We start from the raw sequence: 11,321 nt of genomic DNA, 5'->3' as shown, positions 1-11,321 counted from the left end.
CGCATGGGCGGACTGGCATCGGTGCTTGCGCCGATTGCATTCGTGAACGAAACCGTGCTGCGTCTGGGCCGCGCGGTTGGTGTTGTTGCGATTGCGCTCATGGTGATCGCAATCCTGATCCAGGTGTTTTTCCGATACGTTCTGGGCAATGCGCTGCCGTGGCCGGATGAGGCCGCGCGGTTCTGCATGTTGTGGATGACCGGTCTTATGGCGCCCACCGCCTTTCGGCGCGGCGGCTTTGTGGCCATAGACATGCTGGAACGCTTCCTTCCCCGTATCATCGGTCAAACGCTGAATCTGTTCCTGCTTTTGATCGCGCTCGTCGTCCTGCTGGTCGCGGTCAACATCGGCTGGTCCGAGGTTACCGGCTTTGGCGGCAGATTCGCCACCGCCGCGCTGTATCTGCCCACCTCTTTCGGGTTCGACGAATGGTATCGCATTCCGCGCAGTTGGATGATGGCATCGCTGCTGGTGGGGATCATCCTGCTGATCTCGGTGAATATCGAGCTGATCCTGAGATCCTTCATTATTCTGCTGGGCGGCGGCCACCTGTTGCCCGAAATTCCCGATGCGGCAGTGGGGGCCGAATAAATGCTGATCTGGTTCCTGCCCACCTTCCTGATTTTCCTGCTGATCGGCCTGCCGGTCTTTTTCGCTTTGCTCGCGGCGCCCGGAATCCTGCTGTGGCTGAACGGCCAGACAAACGACATCACGCTGCTCTATCGCAATGTCTATAACGGCATGGACAGCTTCCCTCTGATGGCGATCCCCTTCTTCATGCTGGCCGGAGAGCTCATGAACCGCGGCGGCATAACCATCCGCCTTGTCGAGTTTTCCCAAGCTCTGATGGGCCATCTGCGCGGTGGTCTGGCGCATGTGAACGTCCTCAGTTCGATTCTGTTCGCAGGCCTGTCCGGGTCCGCCGTGGCGGACACCTCGGCGCTAGGGTCGATGCTGATCCCGGCGATGGAGAAACAGGGCTATACCCGCAAATTCGCCGCCGCGATCACGGCGGCGAGTTCGGTGATCGGGCCGATCATTCCGCCCTCAGGCATCATGATCATCTATGCCTATGTGATGGGCGAAAGCGTGGCCGCGTTGTTCCTTGCGGGTATCGTTCCGGGCGTGATGGTCGGTGTCGGTCTGATGCTGATGATCAAACTGATGGCCGACCGCTACGACTTCCCCGTCGCCAGCCGCAAATACACATGGTCCGAGAGGCGTCAGGCCAGTTTGAAGGCCTTCTTCCCACTTTTGACACCGGTCATCATTCTGGGCGGTATTCTGGGTGGTATCTTTACGCCGACCGAGGCTGCGGCAGTCGCTGTGGGCTATGCCTTCATCATCGGTTTCTTCGTCCTGCGCACACTGACATGGAAAGAAGTTCCCGAGGTGCTCAGCAATGCAGGCATGACCTCAGCCGTTGTTCTTCTGCTGGTCGGCGCGGCAATGGCGTTCAAGACGGTTGTCAGCCTCAGCCATGCGCCGGAACAACTGGCCTCGCTGATCCTCAGCCTGTCAGAAAACCCGCTGATCCTTCTGTTCCTGATCAACCTGCTGCTGTTCATCGTCGGCATGTTCCTGGACGCAGGCCCCGCGATCATCATCCTTGGACCAATCCTTGGCCCGATCTTCACCAGCCTCGGTGTCGACCCGATCCATTTCGCCATCATCATGAGCGTCAACCTGACGGTCGGCCTCGCCACACCACCGATGGGTTTGGTGCTATTCGTGGCTGCCGCCGTATCGCGCGAACGGGTTGAAACCATCGCCAAGGCGATCCTGCCGTTCCTGGCGGTCGAAATCATCGTGATCTTCCTGATCACATACATCCCCGCACTATCCATGACGATCCCGAGGATAACGGGATTTGCCAACTAACTGAGTTTCACAGGGAGGAAACGCATGCTCAGAGAATTCATCAAAACCGCAGCGGTGGCCACATCGCTGGTGGCGGCGTCCGCCATGGCTGCGACAGCCGCCGATTATACGCTGCGCGCAACCGCAAATTCGAACGAAAACGATGAGGATTATGATGGGCTGATCGTCTTCAAGAACTATGTCGAATCTGCCTCGAACGGCGCGATCGAGGTCGAGCTTTTCATCGGCACACAGCTCTGCTCGAACGGGGCCGAATGTTTGCAGGGCGTGGCAGACGGCACCATCGACATCTACATCTCGACCTCGGGCGGTGCCTCAGGCATCTTTCCCTACGTGCAGGTTCTGGACCTGCCCTATCTGATGGCCGATGACCGCATTGCCGAGCATGTCCTGTCGGGCGACTTCACCCGTACCATGCGTGACATGGCGCTTGAGGACTCGGGCGGCGCGATCCGTCTGATGACCATCGGCAACACCGGCGGCTGGCGCAACTTTGCCAACACCCAGCGCCGCATTGCCGAGCCTGCGGATATGGAAGGTCTGAAAATCCGCACCGTCGTCGCCGACCTGCCGCAGGAACTGGTCAAGGCGCTGGGTGCGTCGCCCACCCCGATCCCATGGCCGGAACTGTTCACCAGCTTCCAGACCGGTGTCGTTGAAGGATCCAAGAACGGCATCACCGACATCATGGGTATGAAATTCCCGGATGCGGGTCTGCAATATGTAACGCTGGACGGCCATGCCTATATGGGCGCACTGTGGTGGATGAACAACGCCAAGTTCCAAGAGATGCCCGAGGATATGCGCCGCGTCGTGGTCGACGGGTTCTATGCGTTGCAACAGGCCACTTTTGCATCCCCCAAGCGCAAGTCGATCCAAGCCTATGAGGATTTCGTCGCCGGCGGCGGAGACCTCTATGTGCTGACACCCGACCAGAAGGCTGCGTTCAAAGAGGCCGCAACGCCAGTGTATGATTGGTTCCAGTCCAACGTTGCGCGTGGCGATGAAATCTTTGCTGCACTGACCGAAGCGGTCGCGGCGGCTGAAGCGGACGTCAACGCCGCTCGCGATGCAGATCTGAAGTGAACGGTTGGGCCGGGCTTTGCGGCCTGGCCCTCACCGAAACGGGTACATCCACCCTTTGTAGTCGTTGACCAGAACATGCGCCTTTTCGATTTGCTCCGGCGACATTTTCTTGACCACTTCCTCAAGGCTGATCGCCGCGTCGGGGTCGCCGCCAATGGCGCTGAGCGTGTACCACATATACGCACGCACCAGATCGGGCGCGGGCATGCCCAGACCCAATTCATAATACCAGCCAACGCCCGACTGCGCCCCCGGATGCCCCTTCATCGAGGCGCGCAGATACCATTCAAAGGCCCGTTCGTAATCCTGCTCGACCCCGAGACCCAGCCCGTACATCACGCCGATCAACTCCTCGGCCTCGGCGTTGCCCGAGCGCGCGGCTGGAAGAAGTTCCTTGCGTGCGGCTGCAAACTGTCCGGCTTCCATCATATCGCGCGCTTGCTCCAGTTCAGCCAGAGCCGGAGAAGCAAATACGCAAAGGGCAAAAACAAGCTGGCGCATGGGATCGTTGCTTTCTTCTGGGTCGGGGCCGCTGCGGCACAGGATTTGCCGCGCCCGCTGACCGATGATGACTTTATCCCCTTTGATATGGAACAGGCCGCCATCGGTCATCAACTGTTTTACGACCCGATCCTTTCAGGCAACCGCAACATCGCCTGCGCCCAGTGTCACCACCCGGATTTCGGCACCTCGGACGGGTTGTCACTTGGCATAGGAGAAGGCGGGCAGGGGCTGGGACCGGACCGCACACCCGGCACCGGGGCCGACAGAATACGCAAACGCATCCCCCGCAACTCACCGGGCCTATGGAACCTTGGGGCCAAGGACATACATACCGTCTTTCATGACGGCAGGCTGAGCATTTCCGACGTCTACGGCAACGGCTTCAATTCCCCTGCGCAGGAGTGGCTGCCCGAGGGCCTGAATTCTCTGCTTGCGGCACAGGCTCTGTTTCCCCTGACCTCCCAATTCGAGATGGCGGGCAATGTGGCCGAAAATGAGGTCACGGGCGCGGTGCATGATCGTATCGACAAGGGCTGGCCCATTCTGGCGAAACGCGTCCGCACCGATCCGCGCTATGGTCCGGCCATCGTCGCCGCCTTTGATGAGGTCGAGACGACCGAGGACATCACGATCACGCAAGTCGCCAACGCTCTGGCCGCTTTCATGGCGATCGAGTGGCGCAGCACCGACAGCCCGTTTGACCACTATCTTGCGGGCGACTCGAATGCCCTTTCAACAGTACAAATCGAGGGGATGAAGCTTTTCTACGGCAAAGCCCGCTGCTCGACCTGCCACACTGGGCCGCTCATGTCAGATCAGAAGTTCCATGCGTTGGGTTTGCCGCCCTTTGGGCCGGGTCGCACACGACAATGGGACCCCTTCGTCCGGGATGTGGGCCGCATGGGTGAAAGCAACCGCCTTGAGGATGCTTACAGATTCCGCACCCCGATGCTGCGCAACGTTGCCCTGACCGCGCCTTACGGGCACAATGGCGCGTTCCCCGATCTTGAAAGCGTCATTCGCCATCATTTGGACCCGCAGGCAAGCCTGGACAAATGGACCCCACAAATGGCTGCTTTACCCCAGGTGCCATGGTTGCAAGAAACGGATTTCCTGGTTTGGCAGGACCACTATGAAATGGAACGTCAACGCAAGAAAATCGATATTGATCCGATCCAGCTTGCGGAACTGGAAATAGAAAACCTGATTGCGTTTCTGCATTCGTTGACAGGTCGCAGCGTAGACTCTCCGATATTCGGTGTGCCGAAAGGGTTTACCCCTTAGGCTCTGGACCCATTAATTTGATTGCCACCATCTCGGCTGCGTGCTTCAAGCCCCTTAGTTTCAGGGGGCGATGATGAGCAATATTTTCTGGCTGACGGACGAACAGATGGAGCGTCTTCAGCCTTGCTTTCCGAAGAGCCATGGCAAGCCGCAGGTTGATGATCGGCGTGTGTTGAGCGGCATTATTTTCATTAACCGTAATGGGTTGCGGTGGTCTGATGCAACTCGAGAGTATGGGCCGCCGAAGACACTCTACAACCGGTGGAAGCGGTGGAGCGAAATGGGTGTGTTCGCTCGGATTATGGCCGGGCTGGCTGCGGGGGGGACCGATCACAAACCATCATGATTGACGCAACCTATCTCAAAGCGCACCGCACGGCCTCCAGCCTGCGGTTGAAAAAAGGGGGGCGCGGCAGGCTGATCGGGCGAACCAAGGGCGGCATGAACACGAAGTTGCATGCCGTTACCGATAGTCTCGGACGCCCGATACGCTTCTTCCTATCCGCTGGGCAGGTTAGCGATTACACGGGTGCCGGGGCCCTGGTGAACAGCCTTCCATCAGCTGAGTGGTTACTGGGTGATCGCGGCTACGACGCGGATTGGTTCCGCGAAGCCCTGACAGACAAGGGAATAAAGCCCTGCATTCCAGGTCGAAAATCGCGCGACAAACCTGTCCGCTACGACAAGCGCCGCTACAAACGCCGCAACAGGATAGAGATCATATTCGGACACCTGAAGGACTGGCGCCGTGTCGCCACTCGATGCCCCAAGGTCTTCCTCTCGGCCATCGCACTCGCAGCTACCGTCTTGTTCTGGTTGTAAATCAATGAGTCTAGAGCCTAATGCTCAGGTTCAACGAACCTCGGATCACTGTCCTGAAAACAACAAAGGCGCCCATGGGCGCCTTGATTTATTGGTCGGAGTGAGAGGATTCGAACCTCCGACCCCTGCCTCCCGAAGGCGAGTTGCCTGGGTGCAAGTCAACAAAACAAAGGCATTGGAAGCCAGTCATTGCACTTAAGTGGCAGATAGCGCTGCAATAGCGTTGCGGTTTCATTGCGAGCAAATCCTGCGACGCATTCCCATTCTCACCGTCGCTATATCGAAGACATGTAGCGTGTGCTGCATCACTTCTGAGAGGATAGCGATGACCAAAAAACCGTATGAAGATTCCCGGATGGCGAAGTATGTCGAACGGAGGGTGCTCGAACTGAAACCGACCAAGAACCAGGCCGAGATCGCAGCGCAGGTGGGATACGTCAACCCGAACATGATCACGATGATCAAGCAGGGTAGTTCCAAGGTGGCGTTAGATCGTGTCCCGGCTTTGGCGAAAGCTTTGGAATGCGACGCCGCCTACCTTATGCGCCTCGCAATTGAGCAATCGATCGGCCTGACTGCAGCTGAGGCAGTTGTCGAGGTATTCGGAGAACCTGTCACGTCGAATGAACTTGGCTGGCTAAAAGCAATTCGCAAGGCCTCCAACAACACCGATCCTCGGCTGACCAGCCGGTCAGAAACGGCGATCAAGACTATCTTTGGGAGGTAGGAGCCATGTGTGACCAGAACGACGTCCTGACATTGAATGAGCGCGCCTGGTTGCGGTTTCTGCGTGACGTGAGCAACGGAAGTGATCCTGAGCCTACCTTACGGAGAGTGCAACTATTGAGGCGCCTTTGTCGATCTCACAAAGAAAAATGGAATGGGTTTTCGAGATTGCGGCGAGGAATGGCTGGTGAACCCTGCCTCGCCGGGTCCCTCGCTGATTGAATTGAGGTTGCACAAGGTTGACAAAGGTTTACATTCGCCTTCCCGGGATCGACGGAATGTAAACCTTATACCTCTCAAAACAGCCGATTTCAGGCCAAAAGGTTTACACTAAGTTTACATTAAGTTGACAGATCCGGCCCGAAATCAGGTTTTTCAGACCAAAATGTAAACCTATTAAGCGCACAAACACAATAAAACATGACTCTCTGGAAAAAACGCAACCGAACGCAAGCTAAAAAAGCTCTCTGAGCGACGAAACACATGTTGGGTCACACCTGACATAGAGAATAACACTTATTCAACTCTGGCCAGCGTACAGCTAGGCTCAGCACGAGCCATATAGAGAGCTTACGCGCCCGAACAAGCCAAGTAGACCTTTTGACGTTCCGAGATGAGAAACCTGCGAACACTCAAGAAGTAAAAAATCGTGCCGGGAAAAAAGAATATTCTCGACGGCTTAGGCTTTCCCGTGAGGAGGCAAGAATGCAGGGGCGCCCTAAAAGGCTTGGTGATTTCCAGAGATGTGTGAACAGAGATCGTCGGGAGGAGTGCTCCCGACCGATGGCCCGTATACTTCCACCTTTTCCCTACGCCGCTCTAAGCTCCTTCTGCCGTCTAGATGGTTCAGCACCATCCTTAGCTTGACATTTGGTCATTTTCCAAGATCCTGGGAATGTACAGTGGGGTCGAACGTCGATGGGCAGCTCACACGCGAGCTGGCAGACTTCATTCGATGGAGCGGCGAACATCACAGTGAGCTTTGATCAGGTCAACACCTTTCCTTCAGGCCCACGTTGTTCACGTTAGGACGGCCCATTGCTGCCTTTCACCGTGCCATCAAGTTTCTGCGGCTGCAGCCCGCTTTCCGGTCATTCGCTGCAATCGCAAAATCGCGAAAGGGTCGAACTCACAGGTCGCGGGACACAGCCGCCTTTTGCTGCAGGTCCGCCAATGGCCGCTTCCGGAAAGTGAAGCCGTCAAAAACGGTCGTTCGGGACAGTGACAAAACTCATGGGTTTTGGCAAACGACAGCTTGGCAGACGTGTCAGGACAATTCCTTAATGTAGCGGAAAGCGGAGATGCCCGGCATCTTCCTCAGCCCACTCCCACTCGGTGAGATGAAATGGATGTAGGCTTGCAATCCTGAAATCTGCGCCACCACCACCAAACCATGTCTCGACATACGTAGTGGAACCAATCGGCTTGGTCTCAGAGAATTGCACATCACTATTGTCCACCCGAATTGCTTCTCGCTCGCGTCTTATGATGTGCCCGTAAGGCCACCAAGCCACATCAGGAGCTCCTTCGCGCTTCCATGCAAAATGGAACACCTGTGGATAGCATTTTCCATCCGCAACGATGTGAAGTCTTGCATAGCCACCTTCGGGAGAGGGTAGGGCATACTCTTGAGGCCGATGATCCAAATCGAGGATTGTCCAATCTCTGCCGAATGCCTTCTTAGCTTCCGCGTGCAGAGGCCAATCTTCCTTAGCAGCAGTTAGATCCCACAAGGCACGCAATGAGCTATCGCGTGAAATACCCCTAAGATGACGAAACCGCTCAACAGAAAACTGTTGCAACACATATTCTCGGTCATTCAGATTAAGCAACGCGTATGGATCAACATCGAGTTCGCGGCAAAGCGAATATACGTTCTCTGGGACCTCAGGAACACCGTTTTTCAACCAGCTCTGCACCGTTTGACGTGAGCGGCCACCTTCCCATTCGTCAGCAAAGGCCGATATCGACTGGCCGCGACGGCGGAGAATTTCTCGAAAAACATCGGTGTCTAATGGGATCGCCATGCTTCACTCATAGCCAATCTGTCAGGTTTTTCTATCCGTCAGTTTGACAGGTCTCATTCACGAGCTGTGCCAGTGTTGGACCTGGTCAAAAGGCTTGAAAACGCGAAGGAGGTGATAGACTTGGACGAGCAGACGTACCGTTACCTTGTGCTTTTGATAATGCTCATCGGCATAGCTGCAGGGTTGATCATTTAAGTAGCGCCCTTGAGCGAGCTGCATCTCACTCAAGGGCATCACTCTGAGTAAGGACGAGCGGTCCTTGCCAACTATTGCACGTCCCAACACAATCTCCAAACGCGAACACCCAAGATAAGGCTTCTTCGCCAAACACGGTTGTTTTTGTCAGTGGCTGCTACGCACCCGCAAGCATTGAAAAATTTTTGCCACAAACCCTTGGCAAAACTCGATTTGATTTTGTCACGGTTTTGGCCGCAGCTCCAAGAGCGGACATTGGTGCACTCCGCAGCATCCAGTAATTTGGGCTCGTTCCGGACCTCGGAGGCGGCGCAGCATCTGCGAGGGCTAGGCAGGAAGGACCGGCGAGGACGGCCCTGAGCTGCCGTCCGCGAAGGTATCGCAATGCTGCGTTCGCAGCCCGCATTGCCGCCATTCGCTGCACCCGCAAAGCCGCGTGAAGGTCGAACTCACAGTCTGCGGACAAACCGGACTTGTGCGATTGCGGCAATTGCTGACGCAGCATTGATTTGCTGTCGCAGCACATTCATCGCTGCGTTGCAGCTGTGTCGCCAGACCGGTCATTCAAAGCTATGATGATGCGATACTATCAAACTGTAGTTTCGAGGCACATAGCATCAGCAACTTAGACGCCGAACAAAGCCAACGTTTGCGTTGTCGCAGGCAGTGCAGCAGGACAGGCCATGCGGGCCTTCAGCCAGTAAGCAAATTCTCGTTGTGGCTCATGCAGGTGGCGGGGAAGAGGGAGTAATTCGCGGTCGTGGAATTTTTCATTAAGATGAGATATTGCAGAGATTGGATCTTTGGTTCTTGCTTCGTGTTTGAATTGATCGGGAATGAAGCACCAATCGTGCTTCTATTTGTTGTTATGCTTTTTTGACGAGCGTAATCTTGTTTTTCTGACAGGAAATTAACGTTACTGCCGAACGCGATAGCCGGAAGCAATGATCTTGTTTATCAGAACAGCGGCGGCCTGGTGCATGTCCTTTTCATCGTTATTGCCGACCGCTGTTTCGTGGACAGCAGCTGCGTCATGCAGAACTCCCACAATTTCATGTTCGGGCAGAAGCTCACGATCTTTAATTGCAAGCAAAAGCGCTTCACAAATTGAGAGTGCGGCCATTCCTGAATGGTCTTGCCGGTCAGCCATGGTAGACGTCCTTTTCTAACAGGCGTCCAAGCATGGAAGCGCCACGATGAATTGCACCATACTGGCATAGATTGCTGTATACTTAACTGATCGAAAGCAGTCTTGGCGTCGGATAGTTTCGCGGGCTGCTCATCGATGAAGGAAGAACACTTGCGCACTATCAAAAATAGTCCACTCACCCGAAAGCTTTCAAACTTCGTCGCTCTGACTGAGGTTGAACTTGCGGTATTGGCACGCCTGCACAAGCGTCGCAGAACCTTTGAAGCCGGACGTGACCTTGTGCATCAAGGGCAATCAGAGCAGGCGGCCTACATTCTGGCCTCGGGCTGGGTTTGCTCCTACAAAACCCAGACAGACGGGTCGCGTCAGATAGTCGATTTCCAAATACCGGGTGACTTTCTGGGCTTGCGAAGCGTTCTGCTGCACACCTCGGATCACAGCATAGAACCAATCATGGAAATCCAAGCCATTGAGGTGGCAGTGGATGATCTTCTGGAAGCATTTGCGCAAACGCCCCGGCTGGCGACAGCAGTTCTTTGGGCGGTCTCTCGAGATGAAGCGATGGTGGTTGAGCACTTGGTCAACATCGGACGGCGAGATGCGGGTGAGCGCATGGCGCATTTTCTTCTGGAACTTGGTGTGAGGCTGACTCAGGTCGGGATGGCAACCAAGTTGGGATATGCCTGCCCACTGACACAATACCATCTTGCCGATGCGCTGGGACTGAGTGCTGTACATGTTAATCGTGTCCTACGGCAACTGCGGGAGAAGGGGCTGGTTACTTTTCAATCCGGGCAAGTGGCATTTGATGATTATGACGGATTGGTGACGTTGGCCGGTTTTGACCCCGCTTATCTGAATCAGGTCGGGCCACTGTTGAAGCAATAGGTTCACCCCTTCGGCGATGCCGGGATTTTGACGATAGTTGCCTGGTTAGAGACGGAAGTCGCTTCGGCAGATTTGGCGTTTCACTCAAAAAGAAGCGCAAGATAAATGCAGTCCGATTATGGTACTGGATTTCCTGCGCTTCTTAATTACTCGTTAAGAACACGCCAGCAAATATCCCGCCAACACACATCACGTTGCCGGAATCCAAACATCGTTGCACTGACGCAGGTTAGTCAATTTTTGGCGGTACCTGATCCTCGGGCACCAAATGCATTTGAGATTCCAATAAAATCTCAGGTCATTGGCCGCAGACTAACATCGATCAGCGCGCGTCTGCCATTTGCACATTATTCTAAATTACAACGCCGGTACTACCGTGGCGCTTACGAGCGTAATCCGCGGCAGATTGCGCGGGGAAGATCCAACAAACTATATGGAGGACTAAGGTGAGCACGAGATCGTCCAGTTCTTTGGTGACGTTTTCAAATCCGTTCTCTTTGTCCGGCTATCCAGATGAACTTCCTGCAGGCGAGTATGAAGTAGTTGTTGAAGAAGAACTACTACAGGGCCTGAGTTTCGAAGCATATCGAAGAACCGGAACCTACCTGACAGTTCAGGGCAAAGGCAGCAAGCCAGGCCGCACGGAAATGCGCCCAATTGACCCAGAAGATTTTGAACGGGCGCTCAAGCAAGACCAGACCTTGGCCACATCTAACAATGACAGCGATGCGGCGCTTTCCCCGCAGGAGGAATAGATT

11 protein-coding genes are annotated in these 11,321 nt (G+C 55.2%); 8 read left to right on the top strand and 3 right to left on the bottom strand.

The window, feature by feature from the left end; genetic code table 11:
• The first annotated feature begins 3 nt into the window (after positions 1-3).
• From AC2FF8_RS07140 to AC2FF8_RS07130, 3 genes are read left to right on the top strand one after another with little or no spacing between them, the layout of a single operon-like run.
• Positions 4-591, top strand: coding sequence for a TRAP transporter small permease (locus tag AC2FF8_RS07140; protein ID WP_171638850.1), 588 nt, complete (start codon positions 4-6; stop codon positions 589-591).
• Positions 592-1,881, top strand: a complete 1,290-nt coding sequence (locus AC2FF8_RS07135) for a TRAP transporter large permease (RefSeq protein ID WP_170345268.1) — start codon at positions 592-594, stop codon at positions 1,879-1,881.
• 24 nt (positions 1,882-1,905) lie between these two features.
• On the top strand, positions 1,906-2,967 hold the full coding sequence (locus AC2FF8_RS07130) for a TRAP transporter substrate-binding protein (protein ID WP_257601053.1): 1,062 nt from the start codon (positions 1,906-1,908) through the stop codon (positions 2,965-2,967).
• Between the two features lie 30 nt (positions 2,968-2,997).
• Here AC2FF8_RS07130 and AC2FF8_RS07125 read toward each other — a convergent pair whose 3' ends face one another.
• Positions 2,998-3,468 (bottom strand): tetratricopeptide repeat protein, encoded by a 471-nt coding sequence (locus tag AC2FF8_RS07125; RefSeq protein WP_170345269.1) that lies wholly within the window; start codon positions 3,466-3,468, stop codon positions 2,998-3,000.
• On the opposite strand from AC2FF8_RS07125, the gene AC2FF8_RS07120 reads away from it, so the two are divergent.
• From AC2FF8_RS07120 to AC2FF8_RS07110, 3 genes are all read left to right on the top strand, one after another.
• A complete protein-coding gene (locus tag AC2FF8_RS07120; protein WP_496879290.1) occupies positions 3,406-4,755 on the top strand; it encodes a cytochrome-c peroxidase in 1,350 nt (449 codons plus the stop codon). The two genes, AC2FF8_RS07125 and AC2FF8_RS07120, sit on opposite strands and share 63 nt — an antisense overlap.
• A gap of 73 nt (positions 4,756-4,828) precedes the next feature.
• A protein-coding gene (locus AC2FF8_RS07115; protein WP_496879289.1) for an IS5 family transposase occupies positions 4,829-5,577 on the top strand; the annotation gives its coding sequence in 2 pieces (ribosomal slippage) (positions 4,829-5,087 and positions 5,087-5,577; 750 coding nt in all).
• Between the two features lie 325 nt (positions 5,578-5,902).
• A complete protein-coding gene (locus tag AC2FF8_RS07110; protein WP_425079288.1) occupies positions 5,903-6,304 on the top strand; it encodes a helix-turn-helix domain-containing protein in 402 nt (133 codons plus the stop codon).
• Between the two features lie 1,279 nt (positions 6,305-7,583).
• On the opposite strand, the gene AC2FF8_RS07105 is transcribed toward AC2FF8_RS07110, so the two are convergent.
• Together AC2FF8_RS07105 and AC2FF8_RS07100 are read right to left on the bottom strand one after the other, a co-directional pair.
• Positions 7,584-8,330, bottom strand: coding sequence for a helix-turn-helix domain-containing protein (locus AC2FF8_RS07105; RefSeq protein WP_496879288.1), 747 nt, complete (start codon positions 8,328-8,330; stop codon positions 7,584-7,586).
• Positions 8,331-9,441: 1,111 nt separating this feature from the next.
• On the bottom strand, positions 9,442-9,675 hold the full coding sequence (locus AC2FF8_RS07100) for a hypothetical protein (RefSeq protein ID WP_010442296.1): 234 nt from the start codon (positions 9,673-9,675) through the stop codon (positions 9,442-9,444).
• Positions 9,676-9,810: 135 nt separating this feature from the next.
• On the opposite strand from AC2FF8_RS07100, the gene AC2FF8_RS07095 reads away from it, so the two are divergent.
• Complete coding sequence (locus AC2FF8_RS07095; RefSeq protein WP_170520031.1) at positions 9,811-10,563, top strand: Crp/Fnr family transcriptional regulator; 753 nt, start codon at positions 9,811-9,813, stop codon at positions 10,561-10,563.
• A 446-nt stretch (positions 10,564-11,009) separates the two neighbouring features.
• A complete protein-coding gene (locus AC2FF8_RS07090; protein WP_170520028.1) occupies positions 11,010-11,318 on the top strand; it encodes a hypothetical protein in 309 nt (102 codons plus the stop codon).
• Positions 11,319-11,321: the final 3 nt, after the last annotated feature.

Source organism: Ruegeria sp. YTSA144 (genome assembly GCF_059610125.1).
The sequence above is the reverse complement of the archived record's forward strand: the minus strand, read 5'-3'. Positions and strand labels throughout refer to the sequence as shown.